Origin of the sequence: Streptococcus sp. AM43-2AT, from assembly GCF_003603405.1 — a bacterium.
In the GTDB taxonomy this organism is placed as follows: Bacteria; Bacillota; Bacilli; order Lactobacillales; family Streptococcaceae; genus Streptococcus; species Streptococcus ilei.
The window spans coordinates 720610-746326 of the sequence record NZ_QTND01000001.1; the positions used below are offsets into that span (position 1 = coordinate 720610).

17 protein-coding genes and 1 pseudogene are annotated in these 25717 nt (G+C 40.5%); 3 read left to right on the plus strand and 15 right to left on the minus strand.

Translation table 11 applies throughout. The features are described from left to right. Positions 1-235: 235 nt before the first annotated feature. The 6 genes from glgA to DW930_RS03605 all read right to left on the minus strand — a co-directional run bounded on the left by glgA (position 236) and on the right by DW930_RS03605 (position 8336). A complete protein-coding gene (glgA, locus tag DW930_RS03580) occupies positions 236-1663 on the minus strand; it encodes a glycogen synthase GlgA (protein ID WP_123159339.1) in 1428 nt (475 codons plus the stop codon). Beyond that, positions 1663-2799 carry a glucose-1-phosphate adenylyltransferase subunit GlgD gene (gene glgD, locus DW930_RS03585; protein ID WP_117744047.1) on the minus strand — a complete coding sequence of 379 codons (1137 nt, stop codon included), beginning with the start codon at positions 2797-2799 and terminating at the stop codon, positions 1663-1665. Before glgD ends, glgA begins: the two co-directional genes overlap by 1 nt. Beyond that, positions 2789-3931, minus strand: a complete 1143-nt coding sequence (locus tag DW930_RS03590) for a glucose-1-phosphate adenylyltransferase (RefSeq protein ID WP_117744046.1) — start codon at positions 3929-3931, stop codon at positions 2789-2791. Before DW930_RS03590 ends, glgD begins: the two co-directional genes overlap by 11 nt. A 117-nt stretch (positions 3932-4048) precedes the next feature. Continuing rightward, complete coding sequence (gene glgB / locus DW930_RS03595) at positions 4049-5950, minus strand: 1,4-alpha-glucan branching protein GlgB (protein ID WP_120702147.1); 1902 nt, start codon at positions 5948-5950, stop codon at positions 4049-4051. Positions 5951-6333: 383 nt separating this feature from the next. Further along, entirely contained in the window at positions 6334-8070 is a 1737-nt protein-coding gene (gene ptsP, locus DW930_RS03600) for a phosphoenolpyruvate--protein phosphotransferase (protein ID WP_123159340.1), read from the minus strand. A gap of 2 nt (positions 8071-8072) precedes the next feature. Further along, a complete protein-coding gene (locus tag DW930_RS03605) occupies positions 8073-8336 on the minus strand; it encodes a phosphocarrier protein HPr (RefSeq protein WP_006596636.1) in 264 nt (87 codons plus the stop codon). Positions 8337-8765: 429 nt separating this feature from the next. Between DW930_RS03605 and nrdH the strand changes: the two genes are divergently transcribed. The 3 genes from nrdH to nrdF all read left to right on the plus strand — a co-directional run bounded on the left by nrdH (position 8766) and on the right by nrdF (position 12357). Then, positions 8766-8984: a glutaredoxin-like protein NrdH gene (gene nrdH / locus DW930_RS03610; protein ID WP_006596951.1), complete on the plus strand. Its 219-nt coding sequence runs from the start codon at positions 8766-8768 to the stop codon at positions 8982-8984. Between the two features lie 131 nt (positions 8985-9115). Beyond that, positions 9116-11275 carry a class 1b ribonucleoside-diphosphate reductase subunit alpha gene (nrdE, locus tag DW930_RS03615; protein WP_123159341.1) on the plus strand — a complete coding sequence of 720 codons (2160 nt, stop codon included), beginning with the start codon at positions 9116-9118 and terminating at the stop codon, positions 11273-11275. 122 nt (positions 11276-11397) lie between these two features. Continuing rightward, entirely contained in the window at positions 11398-12357 is a 960-nt protein-coding gene (gene nrdF / locus DW930_RS03620; protein WP_023026617.1) for a class 1b ribonucleoside-diphosphate reductase subunit beta, read from the plus strand. A gap of 108 nt (positions 12358-12465) precedes the next feature. Here the strand turns inward: nrdF and alaS are convergent, their stop codons facing one another. The 9 genes and pseudogenes from alaS to pepF form a co-directional block, all read right to left on the minus strand. After that, positions 12466-15084, minus strand: a complete 2619-nt coding sequence (gene alaS, locus DW930_RS03625) for an alanine--tRNA ligase (RefSeq protein WP_123159342.1) — start codon at positions 15082-15084, stop codon at positions 12466-12468. A 36-nt stretch (positions 15085-15120) separates the two neighbouring features. Beyond that, positions 15121-15603 (minus strand): LURP-one-related family protein, encoded by a 483-nt coding sequence (locus DW930_RS03630; protein ID WP_123159343.1) that lies wholly within the window; start codon positions 15601-15603, stop codon positions 15121-15123. Positions 15604-15910: 307 nt separating this feature from the next. Next, a complete protein-coding gene (locus DW930_RS03635; protein ID WP_123159344.1) occupies positions 15911-17065 on the minus strand; it encodes a GIY-YIG nuclease family protein in 1155 nt (384 codons plus the stop codon). Next, on the minus strand, positions 17058-18983 hold the full coding sequence (locus DW930_RS03640; protein ID WP_123159345.1) for a DEAD/DEAH box helicase family protein: 1926 nt from the start codon (positions 18981-18983) through the stop codon (positions 17058-17060). Before DW930_RS03640 ends, DW930_RS03635 begins: the two co-directional genes overlap by 8 nt. Beyond that, positions 18980-21778 carry a DNA methyltransferase gene (locus DW930_RS03645; RefSeq protein ID WP_123159346.1) on the minus strand — a complete coding sequence of 933 codons (2799 nt, stop codon included), beginning with the start codon at positions 21776-21778 and terminating at the stop codon, positions 18980-18982. Before DW930_RS03645 ends, DW930_RS03640 begins: the two co-directional genes overlap by 4 nt. A 264-nt stretch (positions 21779-22042) precedes the next feature. Then, positions 22043-22156, minus strand: a pseudogene (locus DW930_RS03650) (spermidine/putrescine ABC transporter substrate-binding protein); the annotation flags it as partial. Positions 22157-22165: 9 nt separating this feature from the next. Then, positions 22166-23107: a peptidylprolyl isomerase gene (locus DW930_RS03655; RefSeq protein ID WP_123159347.1), complete on the minus strand. Its 942-nt coding sequence runs from the start codon at positions 23105-23107 to the stop codon at positions 22166-22168. A 77-nt stretch (positions 23108-23184) separates the two neighbouring features. Then, positions 23185-23898, minus strand: a complete 714-nt coding sequence (locus tag DW930_RS03660) for an O-methyltransferase (RefSeq protein WP_123159348.1) — start codon at positions 23896-23898, stop codon at positions 23185-23187. A 1-nt stretch (position 23899) separates the two neighbouring features. After that, positions 23900-25702, minus strand: coding sequence for an oligoendopeptidase F (gene pepF, locus DW930_RS03665; RefSeq protein WP_123159349.1), 1803 nt, complete (start codon positions 25700-25702; stop codon positions 23900-23902). Positions 25703-25717 lie beyond the last annotated feature (15 nt).

Consider the following 25717-nt stretch of genomic DNA (forward strand, 5'->3'; position numbering starts at 1 on the left):
TTTTGATTCCCTATATTTTAGTAGTAAATTTTTCCTTCTACAAGCCAAAAAGAGGCTGGGACAAAGGTCCTAGCCTCTCAATTGTCTTTGGATTGTCGAGCAAGACGCAGTGGTTGAGTGGGCTCTACTACGCTGATTTCATCAGCTTTTATAGCCCTACTCAACTGTGCGGAGGTGGGACGACGAAATCGAATTCTAACGAATTACCGATTTCTGTCCCACTCTCTCATTCATCTTATAATGATTGATAGAGATCAGCATAGTGTTGACTAGCTGTATCCCATGAGAAGTCACGGCTCATGGCTTGTCTTTGGAGACCAAGCCAAGCCTCCTTATCATGAGTATAGACTGTCAATGCTTGATCTACAGCCCAGTTTAGCCAGTAACCAGAAAGGTTGTTAAAGCTAAAGCCAGTACCACTACCATCAAGCACATTATAGGCTTGTACTGTATCTCGAAGTCCTCCTACCTCGTGAACCAATGGTAGCGTGCCATAGCGCATGGCCATCATTTGAGATAGTCCACATGGTTCAAAACGACTTGGCATCAAGAAGACATCAGAAGCAGCATAAATTTCCTGCGCTAACTGGACATCAAACATAATATTGGCAGAGAGTTTATCTGGATAAGCTTGACCAAACCAAGAAAAGGCATGTTCAAAGCCAGGATCTCCTGTTCCCAAAAGAACGATTTGGATATCCTTTTGTAAGAGGTTATGTAATTCTTCAACTACCACATCAAACCCTTTTTGGTGAGTCAAACGAGAAACGATTCCAAACAAGGGAACATCATCACGAACCGGAAGTCCGACACGTTCCTGAAGAGCTCGCTTACTTGCTGCTTTTCCTGATAAATCATCTTTACTGAAATGATAGGTCAAGAGCGGGTCTGTCTCAGGATTGTATAGGTCTGTATCGATTCCATTCACAATCCCCGTCAATTTACCAGATTCCATGCGCAAGATTTGATCAAGGCCACAACCATATTCAGCTGTCCTGATTTCATAACTATAACTTGGTGAAACAGTGGTCACTCGATCAGCATAGAGGATCCCAGCCTTCATCCAGTTCAAGCAATCCTTCCACCGAAGGGTACCATCTTCGTAGCGCTCAAAACCAACTCCAAACAGATCCCACAACATTCCTGGGTCAAACTGACCTTGGAACTCCAGATTATGAATGGTTAAGACAGACTTAATCCCATTGTAAGCTTGAATCCAACGGTATTTCTCCTTTAGTAGGAAAGGAATCATGGCTGTATGATAATCATGAACATGGATGATGTCAGGAATAAAGTCTACTCGTTCCATCATCTCAAGCGTTGCCAATTGGAAGAAGGCAAAACGCTCCCCATCATCAAAATCTCCATAGACGTGTCCTCTAAAGAAGTACTTTTGATTATCAATGAAGTAAAAGGTAACACCATCTCTAAAAATACGTTTTACCCCAACATACTCACTTCTCCAACCTACCTTTGTAGTAAAGTGTAGCACATCTTCAATCTGATCGCCAAATTTCGCCTCCACCATATCGTAATAAGGAAGGACGACACGGACATCATGTCCCTTTTTAGCCAAGGATTTAGGAAGTGCCCCAATCACATCTCCTAGGCCCCCTGTTTTTGAAAAGGGAGCTCCTTCAGCGGCAACAAACAATAATTTCATTATCCAATATCCTCTGTAATCACAGCACCTTTTTTAATCACAAGAGGTGCTTCTTTGGTTCCACGAATGGTTACACCAGTCTCAACTACGACGCCCTTGTCAAGAATCGCATGCTCTACGACAGCTCCCTCATGGACAACGACTCCCGGGAATAAGAGACTGCTACGAATTTCTGCCCCCTTGTGGAGATGAACACGACGAGAAATGACAGAATCATGTACCAAAGCTTCGACAATGCTTCCTGATGCAAATTGCGAATTCTTAATTTGCGAACCAGGAGCATAGTAAGTTGGCTCTTCATTTTTCACCTTGGTATAAACTTTTTGATTTGGTGAGAAGAGAGACATGAATTTATTGGTTTCCAACATATCAAGATTAGCGCGGTAGTAGGATTCAACAGAATGAATATTGGCAATATAGCCAGTGTATTCGAATGCGAATGCTCCGTATTCAACCGCCAAATCACGTAGGATATAACGCAATTTTTCTGGATGTTCCTTGTGAACCTCTTGTTCCAATTTTTCAATCAACCATGGTGTATCAACGATAAAGATATCCGTTGACATATTATAGAGAGCATCTGGATCTGTTCCATCAAACAACTTTTGTCCACGTACATGATCTGTCTCATCGATTTCTAAAACCGCATTTACTTCAGAGATGTCACGATGATGCATCTTTTTGTAGACCACTGTGATTGGTCTGTCAACGGTATTGTGCAAGTGGAAGACTTGGTTCAAATCAATGTTTACTAAGATATCACAGTTAAGAGCGACTGTCTGGTTCGAACCAGAGCGTTTCAAATAGGTCAATAGTTGCTCATAATATTCCTTGCCAACGTTTGAACTTTCTACTGGAGTGTTGTAGATACCGAGATAGTAGTGGCTCAAAAGAGTTGACAAGCCCCACTCACGACCAGAGCGAATATGGTCAAAGACAGAACTGATATTTTCTTGCTGGAAGATACCAAATACACTACGGATTCCTGCATTAGCGAGGCTAGAAAGCGGGAAGTCGATCAAGCGATATTTCCCATCAAATGGCAGACTGGCAACAGGACGATGATCTGTCAATGATGACATATCATGGAAGCCTACTGTGTTTCCTAAAATAGCTGAATACTTATCAATCTTCATCTGTTGCTACCCCCACTTTTTCGTTATATCCAACGACTTGTACTTCTTCCGTTCCATCAATGACAACACCTTCTGAAACAACTGCTCCTTCACCGATAATAGCACGTTTAATTACAGCACCTTGACCGATAATGGCACCACTCATGACGACAGAATCTTCAACGACTGCACCTTTACGAACTTGTGCTTCCGTAGACAAGATAGAATGTTTTACTGTTCCGTCTACCAAGCACCCATCCACTACCAAGGAATCTTCAATATGGGCATGTTCGCCAAAGAAGTTTGGTGGTGAAATCAAGTTACGAGAATAGATCTTCCAGTGACGATCACGGCTGTCCAAGGCATTGTTTGGATCAATGTATTCCATATTCGCTTCCCAGAGAGATTCAATAGTTCCCACGTCTTTCCAATAGCCCTTGAATTCATAAGCATAGACGCTTTCTCCAGATTCAAGGTAAGTTGGAATAACGTTTTTACCAAAGTCAGACATATCCATGTCACTCTTCTCTGCAGCTACTAACATGTTGCGAAGACGAGACCAGTCAAAAATGTAGATCCCCATAGAAGCTTTTGTTGATTTTGGCTCTGCAGGTTTTTCTTCAAATTCGACAATTCGATTGTTGGCATCCGTATTCATAATTCCGAAACGACTAGCTTCTTTTAAAGGGACATCCAATACAGCTACGGTAAGGCTGGCATTATTGTCTTTGTGAGACTGAAGCATTTCGTCATAGTCCATCTTGTAGATATGGTCTCCAGAAAGGATCAACACATACTCTGGATTGATGCTATCGATGTAGTCGATGTTTTGGAAAATCGCATGACTTGTTCCTTCAAACCAACGATTTCCTTCACTTGCAGAATAAGGTTGAAGGATAGAAACCCCAGTATTAATACCATCAAGACCCCAACTAGAACCATTTCCGATATGGTTGTTTAAGGCAAGCGGTTGATACTGAGTAATCACGCCAACATTGTGGATACCTGAGTTGGCACAGTTGGATAAGGCAAAGTCAATAATACGATAACGTCCCCCAAATTGCACTGCAGGTTTGGCAATGCTTTGAGTGAGTTTTCCAAGGCGAGTTCCTTGCCCACCAGCAAGGATCAGAGCTAGCATTTCATTCTTCATTGATTACTCCTTTTTGGATTGACGAGACCTTCTTCCCACTTCTGAGAAGAGGTGCTGTAACTTCTTCTACAAAGTTAGGAATGGGATCATAGACTGCGATCAGTTGATCACCAACAACTATTTTTTTGTTTTAGACACATTGGAACGAAGTTTACGTTTCACTTTCCATACACTAGCTCCAAGAGCCGGTAAGGTGAAGGTCAAGGTTTGTGGATAATCTTTCCATAATCCCTCTTGAGTCTTCACTTCCTGGTTGTGCTCTTTCCAGACACCTCCCCATTTCTCTAATTCTGTATTCCAAATTTCTTCATAGACTCCAGCAACAGGGACGCCGACTGTAAAGTCCTTGCGCTCTACTGGGGCCATATTAAAGATACATAGCAGATGATTCCCTTTTTTATCCTTACGAGTAAAGGTCAAGACACTTTGATCTCGGTTATCTGCATCAATAATCTCAATACCATCATAGCTATCATCAATTTCCCAGAGCATCTTGTTATCTTTGTAGAATTGATTGAGCTGTGAAGTAAACTCTTGCATCTTGCGGTTCATGTCATCTTCCAGATTGGACCATTCTAGCTGTTCTTCAGACTTCCATTCTAAGAATTGGCCGAACTCTGAACCCATGAAGAGCAATTTCTTACCTGGGTGACAAATCTGATAGGTCAAGAGGTTTCGCAAGCCAGCGAACTGGTTGTAGCGATCTCCCCACATCTTATGCATAAGACTCTTCTTCCCGTGGACCACTTCATCGTGAGAAAATGGCAACAAGAAGTTTTCAGAGAAAGCATACATAAAGCTAAAGGTCACCAAGTTAAAATCAAATTTCCGATAAATAGGATCTTCCTCGTAGAAGCGAAGGATATCATTCATCCAACCCATATTCCACTTGTAGTCAAATCCTAAACCACCATACTCTTCTGGACCAGTAATCTTGGTGCCAGATGAACTTTCCTCCGCTACCATGATAACATCCGGATGTTCTGATTTAATCACAGCATTCATCCGCTTAAGGAAATGGATCCCCTCATAGTTGAGATTTCCACCATCAATATTTGGTGTCCATGGTCCACTATCATAGTCTAAGTAAAGCATGTTGCTGACCGCATCGACCCGAATTCCATCCAAATGATAAAACTCAATCCAGAACTTCACACTAGAGATGAGGAAGGATTGGACCTGGTTTTTCCCTAGGTCGAAGTTCAAAGCTCCCCAGCCATAGTTGTGGGCACGATGATGGTCTTGGTATTCAAAGGTTGGTGTTCCATCGTAATAAGCCAAGGCATCATCATTGATGGTAAAGTGTCCTGGAACCCAGTCCACAATCACCCCGATGTTATTCAAGTGACAGGCCTCAACAAAATCCTGAAACTCTTCCGGTGTTCCGTAGGTATGCTCTAAGGCAAAGTAACCCATCAATTGGTAGCCCCAACTTAATCCAAGCGGGTGAGCCATCACCGGCATGAACTCCACATGGGTATAGTTCATTTTTACCAAGTAAGGAATCAAGTCTTCCTTCAACTGAGCAAAGGAATAAGGGCTTCCATCTTCGTTGCGTTTCCAAGAACCTGCGTGAACTTCATAAATATTTACTGGACGAGATCTAAAGCCAAGTTTTCTCCGTCTCGCCATCCAGAGTCCATCTTTCCATTTCCGCTCAGGAATCTCCGTAATGACTGCTCCAGTACCCGGACGTTTTTCCATGCGGACTGCTAAAGGATCCACCTTCATCAAGCGATGGCCATTTTGTCTTGTAACATGGAACTTATAGATATCGCCAACTTGAGGTGCAGTTGTAAAAACTTCCCAAACACCAGCTTCGTTTCGCACCATAGGAATTTCATTTTCTTCCCATTGGGTAAAATCACCTACTAGGTGTACTGCCTGAGCATTTGGAGCCCATACACGGAAACTATACCCTTCCACACCATCTACTTGCTCTTTATGAGCCCCTAGATAATGTTGAAGATGAAAGTTCTCCCCAGTTCCAAATGTATACAATGCTTGTTTCGTATCCATTCACTCACCTCTCTCGCTTTTATGTAAGCGCTTCCTATTAGTATTATTCTACTATAAATAGTTGAAATATTCAAGATTTTTTCTTGAATAATACGATGAAAATTTATGAAAAGAATTTGAAACTTCCATTATTTCCCTGATATTTCCTAAAATAGATTCATAATTGTTCAGCTTTCAAACTATCTTTCCAATATTATACTATAAAAATAAGTGTAATTAAAGCTATTTCCGAAAATTTTTAGAAAATTTAGATTTTTTTGTTTTGATATAGCGACACCTAGTCCATTTTTGTTCAGCTACTTCATTTAAAGAAACAAATACAGGTTTAAAATAAAAAAGCTATCACCTCTTCCGAGGTGATAACTTTTATCAGATTTTTAACATCAATAGTCTACGTTCACGTATTCTTTAGAAAGTTCAAGAACTTCTTCCATTGTTGAACATTCAGTAAGAGCACGGTTAGCGTATTCTTGCATCTTAGTTGTATCCAATTTCTTCATCAAGCTACGTGTACGAAGGACTGAAGTAGCTGACATAGAGAACTCATCCAAGCCCATTCCGACAAGAAGTGGAACAGCCGTTTGGTCACCGGCCATTTCACCACACATACCAGCCCATTTACCTTCAGCATGAGCTGCTTTGATCACATTGTTGATCAAACGAAGGATTGATGGGTTATATGGTTGGTAAAGGTATGAAACTTGTTCGTTCATACGGTCAGCAGCCATTGTGTATTGGATCAAGTCGTTTGTACCAATTGAGAAGAAGTCAACTTCTTTGGCAAATTGATCAGCTAGCATTGCTGCTGCTGGGATTTCAATCATGATCCCTACTTCGATGTCGTCAGCAACGGCAACACCTTCAGCAACCAATTTCGCTTTTTCTTCTTCCAGAATACCTTTAGCAGTACGGAACTCTGTCAACAAAGCAACCATTGGGAACATGATCCGCAATTTACCGTGAACAGATGCACGAAGCAAAGCACGCAATTGTGTACGGAACATTTGGTTACCTGTTTCAGAGATAGAGATACGCAAAGCACGGTAACCCAAGAATGGGTTCATTTCTTTAGGAAGATCGAAGTAAGGAAGTTCTTTATCCCCACCGATATCCATTGTACGAACGACAACAGGTTTACCGTTCATACCTTCAAGAACCGCCTTGTATGCTTCGTATTGGTCATCTTCAGTTGGGAAGTCTTGAGAATCCATGTACAAGAATTCAGTACGATAGAGACCAACAGCTTCTGCACCATTTTCGTTCACACCTTCAACGTCTTTAGGTGTACCGATGTTAGCAGCCAACTCGAAGTGTTTGCCATCAGCTGTCACTGTTTTCGCATCTTTTAAAAGAGCCCATTCAGCTTTTTGTTTGGCATAAGCTTCACCAGCTACTTTAAAGGCTGCAATTTGTTCTTCACTTGGGTTGATGACTACTTCACCAGTGATTCCAGATACGGCCAACACATCACCATCTTTTACAAGATCTGTAATGTTATTTGTACCAAGAACCGCTGCGATTTCAAGCGTACGCGCCATAATCGCTGAGTGACTTGTACGACCACCAATGTTTGTAACAAAAGCTTTAACAAACTGTTTGTTCAATTGAGCGGTATCGGATGGAGTCAAGTCATGCGCAACCACAATTGCTTCTTCATTGATGGTCGCAGGGTTTGGCAATTTTTTACCAAGCAAGTTTGCAAGAACACGTTTGGTCACGTCGCGAATATCTGCTGCACGTTCTTGCATGTATGGGTTATCTTCCATTCCTTCAAAGATGGTGATAAACATGTCTGTAACTTCTTTTAAACCAGCCTCAGCATTCACCTTCTTCGTGCGAATTGTTTCCTTGATCTGACCAACCATTTCAGGGTCAGAAAGAACCATCATGTGAGCATCAAATACTTGTGCCGCTTCCTCACCAAGGCTCGCTACTGCATTCTCCCGAATAAGAGAAAGCTCGTTTTGTGAAGCTTCTAGAGCTGCATCCAAACGAGCTTCTTCTGCATTTGTATCTTCAACTGAGATCGTTTCAAATGACAAGTCGGGTTGAACAAGTAGATATGCCTTAGCAACGGCAACACCATCAGATGCTGCAATTCCTTTAAGCATTTCTGTCATGTTTATGCCAATCCTTCTTTTTCCATTGTTTCAGCGATTGCTGCAAGAGCATCATCAGCGTCAGCACCTTCAGCTGAGATTACAACGTCAGCTCCTTGACCAACACCAAGGCTCATAACACCCATGATTGATTTCAAGTTAACTGATTTACCTTTGTATTCAAGAGTAATATCTGAAGCAAATTTGCTAGCAGTTTGAACCAACAAAGTTGCTGGACGTGCGTGGATACCTGTTTCTGCCACGATGTGGAAATCTTTAGAAGCCATAGTTTGACTCTCCTTTTAAAATTAGTTTTGAGTTATCTGTGATAACCCTTACAATTTGCTATTATATCATCTTCTCCAATATTTTTCAAGATTTTTATCACACACTTACTGAAAATACTTACAGGAAGCACTCAATTTTTCTCTTCTTTTGAACTGCTTTTTTACTTTCTTCTATTAAATAAATAGAATTAGTTTCACGGACACAGTATATAGAATTTTAGGAAAAAGATAGGAATTCCTTTGACTTTAAAAACCTATATTTTATCACGTTTTCCTCAATTTTCACTAATTCTTACAATACTACATATTGTGGTATCTTCCGGTATAGTTAATTTATGTGCACAATATTTAGTTAAAACTCTTGACAAGGAAAAACCTTTTGTTTATACTAGATACAGATTTATGAATTTAGAGGAGTTAGATCACATTATGGTGACAATTTATTCAAAAAATAATTGCGTTCAATGTAAAATGACCAAACGTTTTTTAGATACCAATCACGTTGAATACCGTGAAATTAATCTAGATGAGCAACCTGAGTTTGTGGACCATGTGAAGAACCTTGGTTTCAATGCTGCGCCAGTTATCCAAACGGCAGATGAAGTCTTCTCTGGCTTCCAACCAGCTAAGCTCAAAAAATTATCTTAACATTATCAAACAGGATCTGATTGGTCTGGGGAATGAATTATTGTAGTCCTTGACTATGGTGTTCCCTGGCCCTTTTACTTGTACAGGGGAGCTTGCCTCCCCTTTGTTTTTGAACTAGAAAAAGGAACATTATGGGATTAAAATCACTTGAAGACGTAACCTACTTCCGTCTTAATAATGAAATCAACCGTCCAGTAAACGGTCAAATCATGCTTCATAAAGACAAAGAAGCCTTGGATGCTTTCTTTAAAGAAAATGTTGCGCCAAATACTATGGCCTTTGATTCAATAACGGATAAAATCAACTACCTTATTGAACACAACTATATCGAAACAGCTTTTATCAAGAAATATCGTCCAGAATTCTTGGAAGAACTTTATCAATTTATCAAAGACCAAAACTTCCAATTCAAGTCCTTCATGGCTGCCTATAAATTTTATAACCAGTATGCGCTGAAAACAAATGATGGAGAATACTATCTCGAAAGCATGGAAGACCGCGTCTTCTTCAATGCTCTCTATTTTGCGGATGGAAATGAAGACATTGCCAAAGACATCGCAAATGAAATCATCCACCAACGCTACCAACCTGCTACTCCTTCTTTCTTAAATGCTGGACGTGCCCGCCGTGGAGAATTGGTTTCCTGTTTCTTGATCCAAGTAACAGATGATATGAATGCGATTGGACGCTCTATCAACTCTGCCCTTCAACTGTCACGTATCGGTGGTGGGGTTGGAATCTCTCTCAGCAACCTTCGTGAAGCTGGAGCACCGATCAAGGGTTATGAAGGAGCTGCTTCTGGTGTCGTTCCAGTTATGAAGCTTTTCGAAGATAGCTTCTCTTACTCTAACCAACTTGGTCAACGTCAAGGGGCGGGGGTTGTTTACCTCAACGTCTTCCACCCAGACATTATCGCCTTCCTTTCTACTAAGAAAGAAAATGCCGATGAAAAAGTCCGGGTTAAGACTCTCTCACTTGGTGTCGTCGTACCAGACAAGTTCTATGAGTTGGCTCGTAAGAACGAAGAAATGTATCTCTTCAGCCCATATTCTGTAGAGCGTGAATACGGAGTGCCATTCAACTACATCGACATCACTGAAAAATACGATGAGTTAGTCGCTAATCCAAACATCCGTAAGACAAAAATTAAAGCCCGTGATTTGGAAACAGAAATTTCTAAATTGCAACAAGAATCTGGTTATCCGTATGTAGTCAATATCGATACTGCTAACCGCGCAAACCCAGTTGATGGCAAAATCATCATGAGTAACTTGTGTTCAGAGATCCTCCAGGTTCAAGAGCCAAGCTTGATCAACGATGCTCAAGAATTCATTAAAATGGGGACCGACGTCTCATGTAACCTTGGTTCAACCAACGTGGTCAACATGATGACCTCACCTGACTTTGGTCGTTCTATTCGTGCCATGGTTCGTGCTTTGACCTTTGTGACAGATAGTTCTCACATCGTCGCTGTTCCTACGATCGACCACGGAAATAGCCTAGCGCATACCTTTGGTCTTGGTGCGATGGGACTTCATAGCTATCTTGCGCAACAATTGATCGAGTACGGATCACCTGAGTCTGTTGAGTTCACTAGCATCTACTTCATGCTCATGAACTACTGGACCCTCGTGGAATCAAACAACATCGCGCGTGAACGTGGCGTTACCTTCCACAACTTTGAAAAATCAGACTACGCAAACGGCACTTACTTTGATAAGTACACGACTGGAGAATTTGTTCCAAAATCAGAGCGTGTCAAAGAACTCTTTAAAGACATCTTCATCCCTAGTGCAGAAGATTGGGCTGAACTTCGTGATAAAGTGAAAGCAGATGGTCTTTATCACCAAAACCGTCTTGCTGTGGCACCAAATGGTTCTATCAGCTACATCAATGACGTGTCTGCTTCTATCCACCCAATTACACAACGGATTGAAGAACGTCAAGAGAAGAAAATTGGGAAGATCTACTATCCTGCAGCAGGATTGTCAACGGAAACGATTCCTTACTACACTTCTGCCTACGATATGGATATGCGGAAAGTCATCGATGTCTATGCTGCCGCAACTGAGCACGTAGACCAAGGGCTTTCACTGACTCTCTTTATGCGCAGTGACATTCCAAAAGGACTTTACGAATGGAAAACTGAAAACAAACAGACCACTCGTGACTTGTCTATCCTTCGCAACTACGCCTTTAATAAGGGAATCAAGTCTATCTACTACGTCCGTACCTTTACAGATGATGGTGGAGAAGTTGGCGCGAACCAATGTGAAAGCTGTGTCATCTAAGACACTCTGATCCACTGCTACCAAAAGTCGGTCCGCCGACTTTTTGTGCGGGATGCTAACAATTGTGTTAGAATAACAATGATTGTATGATCGAATGAATTAGAAAAAGAAAGAGATTTCAAATGGAAACTTACTACAAAGCCATTAACTGGAATGCCATCGAAGATGTCATCGATAAATCTACTTGGGAAAAGCTAACCGAACAATTCTGGTTGGATACACGGATTCCTTTGTCAAACGACTTGGACGACTGGAGAAAGTTATCTCTCAAAGAAAAAGACTTGGTCGGTAAAGTCTTTGGTGGATTGACACTCTTGGATACTATGCAGTCCGAAACTGGTGTGCAAGCCCTTCGTGCAGATATCCGTACTCCCCACGAAGAAGCTGTCTTTAACAACATCCAATTCATGGAATCTGTCCATGCTAAGTCTTACTCTTCAATCTTTTCTACCTTGAATACCAAGTCAGAAATCGAAGAGATTTTCGAATGGACCAATACCAATCCTTTCCTTCAGAAGAAGGCAGAAATCATCAATGAAATCTACCTCAATGGAACTCCTCTAGAAAAGAAAGTAGCCAGCGTCTTTCTTGAAACCTTCCTCTTCTACTCTGGTTTCTTCACACCGCTCTACTATCTCGGAAACAACAAGTTAGCCAATGTGGCTGAAATCATCAAGTTGATCATTCGGGACGAATCTGTTCACGGAACCTATATCGGCTACAAGTTCCAACTCGGATTTAACGAATTACCAGAAGAAGAACAAGAAAAACTCAAAGAATGGATGTATGACCTGCTCTACACCCTCTATGAAAACGAAGAAGGCTACACAGAGAGCCTCTATGACGGTGTGGGCTGGACTGAGGAAGTCAAGACCTTCCTTCGTTACAACGCTAACAAAGCCCTCATGAACCTGGGACAAGATCCACTTTTCCCAGACTCAGCAGATGATGTCAACCCAATCGTCATGAACGGAATCTCAACCGGTACATCCAACCACGACTTCTTCTCTCAAGTCGGGAATGGTTACCTTCTCGGTGAAGTAGAAGCCATGCAGGATGACGATTATAATTACGGACTATAAGTCAAAAACCTTTCCAGACGGAAAGGTTTTTTGTTGCAATCTTTTTCTGATTGGAGCCGCTTCTTTTTTAAAATAAGAGGTTGGACAAACATCCAACCTCTTCGATTCTTACAATTTACTTGCTACGGCATCCAACAAGTCTTGAATCTTGGCTTGGTTGCTTCCTCCTGCCATGGCCATGTCTGGTTTTCCACCACCACGACCATCGACGATTGGAGCCAATTCTTTGACAAGGTTTCCTGCATGGATGTCTTTGCTCTTGCTTGCTACGAGAAGGTTAACCTTGTCACCGATAGCTGCGACAAGAACAAGCACATCAGAGTAGTCTTTTTGTTTCCAGTTATCCGCAAAGGTACGAAGTGCACCTGCATCTGATACAGAAACTTGACTGGCAATGTAACGGTGGCCGTTTGCTTCTTGAACATTCTTGAAGACATCGCCTGCTGCCGCTGCTGTTGCTTTTTCCTTCAATTCAGCATTTTCTTTTTGCAATTGACGGAGTTGTTCTTGAAGGCCTTCCACCTTGTGAGGAACTTCTTTGAGTTGAGGTGCTTTCAAGGTTGCTGCGACTGCTTTTAGGGCATCTTCTTGTTCACGGTAAGCTTCGAAGGCTTCTTTACCAGTCACTGCCAAGATACGACGAGTTCCTGATCCAATCCCTTCTTCTTTGACAATCTTGAAGAGTCCGATTTCAGAAGTATTGCCAACGTGGGTACCACCACAGAGTTCCACTGAGTAGTCTCCGATAGTGACAACACGGACTTCCTTACCATACTTCTCACCAAAGAGGGCCATAGCACCCATTTCCTTGGCTGTGTCGATGTCTGTCTCAACAGTTTCCACTGCGATAGCTTCCCAGATCTTCTCATTGACTTGTTGCTCAATAGCACGTAATTCTTCTGGAGTTACGGCTTGGAAGTGGGTGAAGTCAAAGCGGAGGAATTCTACTTCATTAAGTGAACCTGCTTGAGTTGCATGGTGGCCAAGGATATTGTGAAGAGCCGCATGGAGCAAGTGAGTGGCTGTGTGGTTCTTCATGACACGGTGACGACGATTGCTATCGATGGCCAAAGTGTATTCTTGGTTCAAAGCAAGAGGTGCAAGAACTTCAACAGTATGAAGAGCTTGTCCATTCGGTGCTTTTTGAACGTCTGTCACTGTCGCTACGACGTTACCTGCAGCATTCAAGATTTGACCGTGGTCAGCTACTTGTCCACCCATTTCAGCGTAGAATGGAGTTTCTGCAAAGATCAGAGATGCAGTTCCTGCAGATACAGCTTCTACTTCTGCATTGTCCGCTACGATAGCCACCAACTTAGAAGACAATTGGCTAGCATTGTAGTTGAAGACACTCTCAACTGTAATGTTTTGAAGGGTTTCATTTTGCATACCCATAGATCCGCCTTTGACAGCAGATGCACGCGCACGTTCTTGCTGCTCTTTCATGGCTGCTTCAAAGCCTTCACGGTCTACAGTCATACCAGCTTCTTCAGCGATTTCTTCTGTCAACTCCACTGGGAATCCATAAGTATCATAGAGTTTGAAGACATCTTGCCCAGCAATAACTGTTTGGCCTTTTTCTTTCAAGTCTGCTACGATGCTTTGGGCAAAGTGTTGACCTGAGTGAAGAGTGCGGGCGAATGACTCTTCCTCGCTCTTCACGATTTTTTCAATAAAGTCACATTTTTCAAGCACTTCTGGGTAGTAGCTTTCCATGATTTTACCTACAGTTGGAACCAATTTGTAAAGGAAAGGTTCATTGATGCCCAATTTTTGACCATGCATAGAAGCACGACGGAGGAGACGACGAAGGACATAACCACGACCTTCATTTCCTGGAAGGGCACCATCACCAATGGCAAATGAAAGCGAACGGATATGGTCAGCAATGACCTTGAAGCTCATATTGTCTCCATCTTGGTCGTAGACCTTACCAGATAATTTCTCAACTTCACGAATGATTGGCATGAAGAGGTCTGTTTCAAAGTTAGTCTTGGCCCCTTGGATCACTGCTACCAAACGCTCTAAACCAGCGCCCGTATCAATGTTCTTGTGTGGCAACTCCTTGTACTCGCTACGAGGTACAGCTGGGTCCGCATTGAACTGTGACAAGACGATGTTCCAGATTTCGATGTAACGGTCGTTTTCGATATCTTCTGCAAGCAAGCGAATTCCAATGTTTTCTGGGTCAAAGGCTTCTCCACGGTCGAAGAAGATTTCTGTATCTGGTCCAGAAGGTCCAGCACCGATTTCCCAGAAGTTATCTTCAATTGGGATCAAGTGACTTGGATCCACGCCCACTTCGATCCAGCGGTTGTATGAATCTGTGTCATCTGGATAGTAAGTCATGTAGAGTTTGTCTTTAGGGAAGTCAAACCACTCAGGACTTGTCAAGAGTTCATAAGCCCAAGTAATGGCTTCGTCACGGAAGTAATCTCCGATTGAGAAGTTCCCCAACATTTCAAACATAGTATGGTGACGTGCAGTCTTCCCTACGTTTTCGATATCGTTGGTACGGATGGCTTTTTGCGCATTGGTAATCCGTGGGTTTTCAGGGATGATGGTCCCATCAAAGTATTTCTTAAGAGTTGCAACCCCTGAGTTGATCCACAAAAGAGTTGGGTCGTTTACTGGAACCAAGCTAACAGATGGTTCTACTGAGTGGCCTTTTGTAGCCCAGAAATCAAGCCACATTTGGCGGACTTGTGCACTAGATAATTGTTTCATGTTTTCTCCTCTATTTATTGTTTTCTATTGATCGGCTTAAGAGCCATTCTCCATCATTTCTACATAGTCAATGGCAAGACACAAGGAAATCACGAGATTAGCATATTCCTCTTCATAGACGGATACCTGATAAGTCGACGTCATGGTAAAGACTTGTTTGCTAATCTCTGCAACCAGCTGGTCGCGATCATCCAATAACTTGAAATCCAAATCCCAGATATTGCCTTCGATGCGTAGTCCTAGGTTAGAAATATCGTACTTATCACGGAGTAAGGTTAGTTTTTTACGGATGAAAAAACTGGAGCCATCCGCCAACTCTACAGTGAATTGGGGTAAGAGGCTAAAAGGCTTCTTCGTGATATGGCTGACCTTCTGGCCTTCCACATCAAATATCGTAAAGGTTTTGGGAATTTTCAAAAATGAACCTTCTACCTGGTATTCTACCATTCCCAGATCATTTTTGATGTCAAAGCGTTCCCCTCCAAGTCGAAACTTTTGTTTCACCAGATACGTTTTCATCAGTTTCCTCCTGCAAATCCATAGGAAGGTCTTTCTGCTACTAGAAAGAATCTCCGGTAGAAATGCTGAAAAAAAGACAAGCTCACTACGAAGGGCGAAAAACCGCGGTACCACCTTCATTCAATGAACTTGTCATTCTCTTATTCTTATGCAATTGTATGATTGAGTAGCATGACTTCCTAGCTTAGATGGCTCGCAGCACCGCCATTTCTCTGGACTAAGATGACTGAAAATCAATTCTCAACTCTGCTATTATATCGTTTTTTAAAGTTTGAGTCAACTGGTAAAGAAGAGTAAGTTCTTTACTTTATTGTACACAAATTTCAAGTCCGATTTTTGAAATTGCTTCCTGAATTTCATCTAATGATACTAAGAACCATTCTTTAGGAACAAAATTCTCTCCATTTGGAGCTATTAGTTCCACCTCCAATTGTTTATCTGCAAAATAATGATGAATAGTAGTTTCAAGTTTTCTAGCGCTAAAATTTTGAACCTCAAAACTGGCTACTAATTGAACCGGAGCATAAAGATAGGTTCCTTCTCTTTCTGCATTTGCTAACCGTTTTGTAATTTGATCCTCTGTAAAACCGATTTTATAGAGATTACTGATATTGGCAATTTGAGGATTGCTACTCAAGGATTTCACCACATAGATATATCCAGTTGTAATTCGTTCACTCGGACTGATGCCAGTCATCACATCATCTATCAATTCGGTTACCATTCGTCCATGTCGGGTTCTATCGTGTAAATTTGAGACAAAAGAACGGAGTAAGGCCTTCTCATTTTCTGTACCATTTTCGTATACGAGATGAAGTTCAGCATTTGTATAGCCATTCTTGTCAGTGAAATCTTCTCCTTTAGAAACAACATAAACCATTACTCCATTATCCACATAGAACATACCAGGTTTTATTTCTTTTTCTTTTATCACATCAGACTTTCTGACTTGACGACGACCTTCACTAATTTCATCATGAACACGAGTAAATAATCCTTGATAATCTTCAAAATTGCCCATCCGTTTACGTGTTCTTGTTTTATCACGCGCTTGAATCGTTCGCTTATAACGTGAGATATCAAATAAAGATTTTTCATCACTATTCACTGACTCAAACAATTCATCTGATAAAATTTCTTTTAAACTAGTAGGACTTGAAATAGGAGTATCAGACTCAACTACATCTATTTTTAGTAGCCCAAATTCATCATAAGGTTCTAATTTTCGGATACTATCAGGAGATTTTCTAATACCGTTCAATCGTGAATACAAACTACGCTCTTTAATATCTCTGGACTTTTGCGGTTCATGCCCATTATTTTCTCTCACCCAATCAACAATTTCTATAAATTTTTCAACTTCACGGTCCGCAACTTTTTTCTCGTTAGATTTTAAAGGAGATATTAAATGTTCAAAATCAGAATCATTAAAAATATCTTCTAAATTTTTAAAATCAGTCATTATCACTATCCCTCTTCATCCGAGCTAACTGGAGCAATGCATAAGCAAGTCTCTGTTCGTACATATCATTACTTGATTTATCAGGATAGCGATTATTTTCTTTTAAAAATAGTTTAATTTGAGGATATAGAATCAAAAGTTCTTCTTCAGAAAACTCCATCTTCTGACCATCCATATAATCTTGTATTAGACGCAAAGTCGGAGCATCAATTTCACGTGATATAACTTCGTAAGCTCTTTGGAAAGGATTAATCTTATCAATCAAATCAATAGATAATTCATCAATATTCACAAATTTATCTGCCATTTTTAGAAAATCGGTTTGTCCTACTCCCACTTTCCGTTCAGCTGATTGGACTACAGATTGGGTAATGAATTGTTGACGAACCTCTTCAACTTCCTCACCACTTAAGTCAGGATAAATTTGTTTAATGATTGCCGGAATCATCTGCTTATTAATCACGTCTGCATCTGTACCTGCAGCAATCGCAGTTTGAATACGAGGCTCTTGAAGTATGCTAGCACGTAAATCATTCATATCATTTTCTATGATATCCTTTGTTCTTTGTGTACTAGGGTCTTTTAAACCTTTCACAAATATTTCTGCACCAGAAAATTTCTGATCTTCTCGGCCTTTGCGCTTGAACTTGAAATTTGGTGCTAAAACAGATTCCATTAATAAACTAGCTGTAATAGCCTTCATAACATTATTTACAGCAAAGAAAACTTCATCATCTTGAGCATCTGGTTGAGCAATGAGGTTAGTAAATTGGGCATGTGTCTTATTAGAACAATCGCGTGTTATTCGACCTATAATCTGAACAATTTCTGTCAGCGACTGACGATAACCAATCGTTAAAGCATACTCAGCAAAAGGCCAGTCAAAACCTTCTTTAGCCATACCAAGTGCGATAATAATATCTAGATCATCTAAACTAGTCATATTATTTAGATAGTCCTGTACTTTTTCACGACCTTCTTCTGTAACAAGGTCAGCAACCTTCAATACACGACCTGTTTCCTCGGTTACCAACCATAATCCCGTCTTAGGATCTGGGACTGCTTGCCCTAATTCGTCTAAAATTCGGTCAACTTCATCATACTTATCTTTGGTTGACTCACCTGAATTAACATTGGGAATATGAATAATGGTTTTCTTACTTGTATCGAGTACTTCGTGCAAAGCATCCGTATAACGACCACGATAAAAGTTATAACCCATGGCAAAACTTTTCAGATATTGGTATCCCTCCAATTGTTCATAATAAGTATAGGATACCTTGTCAAATTTTTGCTCATCTTCAGGTGCCAAAATTGGAACAGAATCTCCACGAAAGTAAGAACCAGTCATGGCTACTACATGAGCTGTTGAATTGTCTAATATGTTTCTTAAGGCATTTCCTAAAACTGAATTATCATCTTGAGATACATGATGAAATTCATCGATAGCTAAAAGAACGTCATTAAAATCACTATCAGCTAGCTGTTCAAAGGCAAAACGCAAGGTAGCATGCGTACAGATTAGAACTTTATCGTCAGGTGACTCTGAATGCATAAAGTCTACAAACTGTTTAACCTTACTTTTGCTGGTCCCTTGGTCAGTCAAATTATTTTTTGGAAATACTTCCCAATCCCAGTAAAAACCATATTCTGTCAATTTAGTTGAACGAAACGATTTTCCGATAGACCTTTCTGGAACTGCTATTATAGCTTTTTTCAGGCCTTGAGCATGTAGTTTATCAAGAGCAATAAACATCAGAGCTCTCGACTTACCAGAGGCAGGAGGCGCCTTAATCAATAAGTGTTGAGAAGTTCTCTTAGCATATACGCGCGCCTGCATTTCACGCATACCAAGTGCATTATTAGATTGACTAGCACCTGTCCCATTGTAATTGATTTCAAATATATTTGAGGTCATTTCGCTTCCTTTTCTGTCATTTCTTTGTAGAGATTCAATAAGACACTGAGCCGTTCTTCATCTGATTCAAAAGGCTTTTGCTGGTAGGCACGTTCTACGATACCATCAATTTTTTCGTGTGCTTGACGAAGACGTTCGTTCATCGGTTTATTAGCACCACCGTACAACTCAGCCAATGTTCCACCTTCTTCTTCTCGAACATCCAGCATTTCAAAAACAGCTTCCTCAAGCATATTTTTCCGAGCTTCTGAAAGTTCTGGAAGTGGGAATGTATTATAGACCAGCCCAGCTGAATAACGATAATCTGTCTTTAATTTACCACCAATTGAACGAAGCCAAACCATATGCATTTTGGATTCTAAGATACCAAGAAGCCAGATAGGAGCATTGTAAATAACCATGGCTGAATTAGATATGACCGTATCATCTCCTACAAATCCCATAGGTACATAATCTCTAGACTCTGATGAGGTACATGGAACTATAATGGCTTGACAACCTTCTATATCGCCTTTTTCATATGCTTCGTCGTATCTGATTCTCTCTACAAATTCATAAGGTTTCTCAGCTGCTAATCTTGTTTCCTTTTTTGAACTATTTTCTCGCATATTTCTCACCATCCCTACTCGTTCTGATACTAGTGGATTTAATGCGAGATTTTCATAGCTATTTTTATCTAACCAAAATACAAAACGATTTTTATCATTAATATACTCCGAACCTCCAATATATTTTTTTATATATTTTTCTAATTCAGGATATTTTGATATGATTTTATTTTTTTCTTCTTTATTTTCTATGAGCAAATGTCCACCATCTCTTGGCATATTCCCAAATTTTATTTCAGGTAATGAAGATATAGCCGATGATTTTGAAAATACTAAAATTTCCTCGCCTTCAGCAAGATAAGCATTTATATGGCTTGCATCACGTATTTCTCCATCTTCGCTAAACAACTTTTTGGCGTGTTTATTTACTCTTGATAACCCAATAATAGCTACTGTAACACCTGCATTATGTGCTGCGCTATTGTTCCATTTAAAAGATGAATAAGCAAAAGATATCTCTACCCCTAATCTAAAGATTTCAGGCCATAAAATAGCAACTTGCTGTCCTTGGTTAATTGAATTTGTAGTTACAAAAGCAATTTTTGCATTATAATTATTTATAAATTTTGCACCTTTTATAAACCAACCTGCAATGTAGTCCAAAATCCTATGACTATTTATATTTACAAATAATTCATCTATATCTTTCTTCTGCGATAAAGTTTGTTTTTGACTCCCTATATACGGCGGATTCCCAAATATATAAACTTCGTCATCTTCCTTCGCATTCAAAACAGTTTCCCAGTCAATTCTTAGGGCATTCCCACAAACGATATTCCCAGCTTCTCTTAAGGGGAGTAGTCTTGGATGGACATCAGCAAGTGCTTCTTCCATTTCCACATTCATCTGGTGTTCCGCTATATACAAGGATAGCCTTGCTACTTCATGAGCGAAATCATCCAATTCAATTCCTGAAAACTGGAATAGAGAAATCTTAGAGGCATCAGCAATCAATTCTCCTTGATAAACAGCTTTTTCATTTAAGGCTTCACGAATTTCTCGCTGTTTGACTAAGATATTAATCTCTAAACGACGAAGTTCTTTATAGGTAATGATGAGGAAATTTCCAGAACCACAGGCAGGGTCTAAAAATTTGATAGATGCCATACGAGTAAGCAAATCATCTAGCTTGGGTAAGAGTTGTCGCAATTCCTTGCGACGATGGTCCTCGCTAAAGTCACCACCTCCTATATAGTAGTCAGCTCGTTCTTCTAATTCCGTAAATGCTGCTCGTAAATTATCTAAAAACAGTGGTTTGATGACCTTCATAATATTGGGCACGCTAGTATAGTGCATACCCGATGTTGATCTTGCTTCTGCATTTGCCACCGTTTGAATCATTGAGCCCAAAATATCTGGATTGATTTCATTCCAGTTTAGCAATTCCCCTGATTCAATGAGTAATTGACGAGTCCTTTTATTGAAAATAAGGTCATGATGTGGCTCCGAAAAAAGCTTACCATTTACGTAGGGAAAATCTGATAACCACGACTCAAAATCCTGACGACTAAAGTCAGGCATATCTAAAACAGTAAATAGCTTTCTAATACACTCATTCAAGTCAGAACCATCTCCGGACGTCCTCATCTTAATAACATTTGTGAAAGCTCCCTTGGAGATAATATTTGTATCTTCTGCAAATAATAGAAAAAGAACACGAATCAAAAATAGATTAAATGATTTACCATCCGTTTCAATGATTGCTAGTTCAGGATTGATAGAAATTAGCTCATCATAAAGTTTGGTAAAACGTTCTGCCGCTTTTACATCAGCAGGATTTTCCTTCTCATAATCAATCTTTTCAATACCATTCCAAGGCAAGAAGAAATCACAATAGGCTGGTAAATCATCAAAAGTAATTGCTAAAGTTAACTCTGTCTGTGTATCCTTTGCATATAATTCTTGAAAATCTGTTGTAATAATAAATCGAGGTTTACGAGCCTGTCCCGACATCTCTTTATCAATCTCAGTTAACGCAAGAAAAGGTTGGCTTTCAACTTTACGAAAATACAATTTGTTTTTTATTATAAAATCATTAGAAGCAGTTTTACTTGCTCTTGTTATGGTCGTTTTAGTAATATCAAACAATGAAACAAAATCAACAATAAATGTCGATTTATTAAGATTTTCTACTAAAACCTTGGTTCTATCCTCAATCTCAGTGATATTTAATAACTTTTTAGCCATTAGATACCTCCAAGAAACGCAAAAAGCCTACTGTATTTTCAGTAGGTTTCAGTATATATTTTCTACATTTTTTTATTAGGTTATATATATATATATATATATGCATTTGCGTGGTCCGGCTCATTTTGAACTCCTTTAGAATTAAATTTTCAGAGATGCTATAAACAATTCTAATAACTCTCAACCTAAAACTATTATACCATGATTTCTATTTTTTCTAAAAAACGAACCAGCTGTTACTGATTCGTTTTCTTTTATATACTCCTACTTCCGAAACATCTTAAATTGTAGGAAGAGGTCGCTGTAGATTCCTGTCCATTTATGGTCAAATTTCTCATAAACTTCTAAGTACTTCATAATTTCTGCATCCGGAAAAAAGAATTATCCTTATTTAGAAGATGAGCTGCCTTCTGTTGTTGCACCAATATTTTGCATATATTGGTTGAAGGTTGCCTTGAAGGCATCATCTTTCACCTTGATATTGGCATTTGTCATTGCTTTGGCGATGATGCTACGGATAAAGTTGGCATCATTTTTACGTCCTGCCGTCAGAATTTCTTTCAAGCGTTTTTCGTATTTCTTCCAGTCAGATCCTTTTTCTTCCTTCTTAGTTACTTTAACGATATAGTAGGCACCAGCGTTGTTTTGACTAGCAGGAACAATGACAACATCAGAAATACCATTTACATCAAGCTTAGAAGCTGCTTCCTTGACACGGGTTGGAACAGTTGTTGTTCCAGAGTCAAAGGTAATTTCTCCACCCTTATCTTTGGTGCTAGCATCTGTAGAGTTTTCTTTGGCAATTTGTGCAAAGTCTGCGCCTTCAGCTTTTACACTTGCAAGAACTTCATTGGCTTTTTCTTCTGAATCCAATTTTATCACATTTGCAGTGATTTCTGGTGTATAAGTTTCAAAGGCTTTTTTATAAGCTTCGTCTGTCAATTCTTTTGAAATAGCTTGGTCAACCGCATACTCTAACAAAAGATTGCTACGGATTTGTTGTTTGTTGGTTTCTTCTGTCAAACCTTGTTGAGTGAGGTAGCTATTGAAGGCTTCACCCAATTGTTTTTTCTGCTCATCAACTTTTTTCTCAACATCTTTGTCTGAGACTTTTGACCCGTATTCTTTTTCAAATACTTTATTAATGGTCATTTGGAAAAGGTATTGTTGTGCACCTTGGTTGTGTTTGATTTCATCATAGAAATCACCAACAGTGATCGTGTCACCCTTCATGGTGACGATATCTTTGTCACTGCCACTTTTTGCACAAGCTGCTAGCGCTACGACTGATAAAAGGGTCACCGCTCCAGCTACAAATTTTTTCTTCATGTTTATTTCTCCATTCTAAAATTCACTGCTACTATTTTACCACAAAATCAAAAGAATAACTTAAATAAGTCTAAAAGCTACTCTTCTGTCGGCAAAGAAACCTTTTCCTGATTTTTACGAATCATAAGAATGCCGTCACCGAGGGGAATCAGACTGGCTGTCAAGCCAGGATGATCCAAAGTGGCGTCAAAGAGACGTTGCAATCCTCGATAGATGGTGCGTTGTCCACGACGAACTTCCATGATATCACGCGCCACATCTCCTCCTTGGAAGATATCGTCCAAAATCACGACTCCTCCAACTTCCAATCGTTTGAGAACTTCTGGAAGAAAGACGATGTACTTAGACTTAGCCGAATCCATAAAAATCAAGTCAAAGCGTTGCTCAATATGCTCCAGCAGGTCCACCGCATCCCCCTCTAAGAGGGTGATCTGCTTGCGTTGATCAAAACGAGCAAAGTTTTCTTTAGCAAAACCAATCATTTCCTCGTTGCGATCAATGGTTATAATCTTTGCATCCGGCACTTGCTCCGCCATCAAGAGGGCCGAAAAGCCGATCGCTGTCCCAATTTCTAAAATAGACTTGGGCTGCATGGTCTGCAAAAAGAGACGAAAGAAAGCGACCGTTTCATGAGGGATAATGGGAATATTTTCCCGACGAGCAAATTCTTCGAGCTCCTTTAAAGCATCGGTTACCGGTGCTTGGCGCTCCCGCATGAAGGAGACAATTTCCTCCTTCACAACTGGGCGGCGCATATTGTGGTTAGCATTTTTACTATAAGACTCAACCATCCTAGGCCAATCCTAATTTTTCAACCAGGGCCTCAAATTCATTGAGACGACGTTCAAAGACTTCAAAGGCTGCATTGAGGTAGTCTTCTTTTTCCATATCGACACCCGCCTTGCGGATCACGTTGAGTGGATAATCAGAATTTCCGGCCTTCAAATACTCTAGGTATTTGTCCTTATCTTCCTGTGTTCCATGCACAATTTTCTCAGCCAAGGCAGAGGCTGCTGCAAAACCAGTTGAATATTGGAAGACATAGTAGTTATAGTAGAAATGAGGAATACGAGCCCATTCGTATTGGATTTCTGGGTTGTCTTCTTTTGAAAGACCATAGTATTTCTCGTTCAAGTCTGCATACAACTCATTCAAGAATTCGCTGGTCAAGACTTGTCCTTCTTGATCGGCCTTGTGAATCGCATGTTCAAACTCCGCAAACTGGGTTTGACGGAAGACTGTACCACGGAAGCCATCCAAGAAGTGGTTGAGAATAGCAAAACGAGTTTCATCATCTTCGACTTCTGCCAACAGTTGCTCGGTCAAGATATTTTCATTGGTTGTTGAAGCAATCTCAGCAAGGAAGATAGAATAGTCCCCATAGACATAAGGTTGAGTTTCACGGGTATAGCTGGAGTGCATACTGTGGCCAGTCTCATGCACCAAGGTGAAGAGATTGTCCAATGTATCTTGCCAGTTTAACAACATAAAGGCATTGGTGTCGTACGATCCACCTGAATAGGCCCCTGAGCGTTTTCCTTGGTTGACATGGACGTCAATCCAACGTTCCGTGAAGGCCCGCTTCACGCGTGATAGGTAGTCCTCACCAAGCACCGCCAAAGCCTGCTCAGACTTGGCAAGGGCTTCTTCATAGGTGAACTTGTAATCAGTAGAAGACAGTGGTGTGTAGACATCATACATCTTCAAATCTTCAATTCCCAAGATTTTTGAGCGGAGTTTCACGTAGCGTTGCAAGAGTGGCAAGTGTTTGTTAACCGCTTCTACCAAACTATCATAGACGCTTTCTGGGATAAAGTTAGCAGAAAGAGCTGCCTCACGCGCACTTGAGAATTTGCGAACCTTGGCATTGTAATTGTGAACCTTGACGTTGGTCTGAAGGGTCTTAGCATAGGTGTGTTGGTACTGTTCGTAGACACCATACAAAGCCTGGTAAGCTTCCTTACGGACTTGGCGGTCCTTCGACTCAACCAAAGAAATATAGTTTCCATGTGTCAACTGAACTTCTTGGCCTTGGTCATCCTTCACCATTGGGAAGACAATATCTGCATTGTCCAAGATCTCAAAAGTTTCACCCGCTGCAGCAAAGATTTCACCTGCTCCTGCTAACAATTCTTCTTCTTTTTGAGAAAGGACATGCTCTTTGGTTTTGAGCAATTTGTCAAAGTAATGAGCATAAGCTTCTAAAGCAGGGACTTCTTTCAAGAAGTTGGCATATTGCTCTTCGGTGATCTCCATAAATTCTGGTTCGTAGAAGGCAAAGGTCTCCCCTAAAAGGCTGTATAGGGACATGGCTTTTGATTGGAATTCTTGGTATTTGGCTACGCGTGTGTCCTGGTCATTCTTCATATGGGCGTAGACATAAACCTTCTCCAAACGACGGCTCAAGTCCAAATAAACTTCTGTGGTTTCTAATAGGTTGGCTGGAGAAGACAATAAAGAACCTGCAAAATGAGCAGCATCTTTAATGGCTGCAGCTAAGGCAGTTGCTTCTTCCTCCCAAGCTTGGTCTGTCGCAAAAATGGTCGACAAATCCCATTGGTATTTTTCATCAATTTCATTTCGTTGTTTTACCATTACAAAAATCCTCCA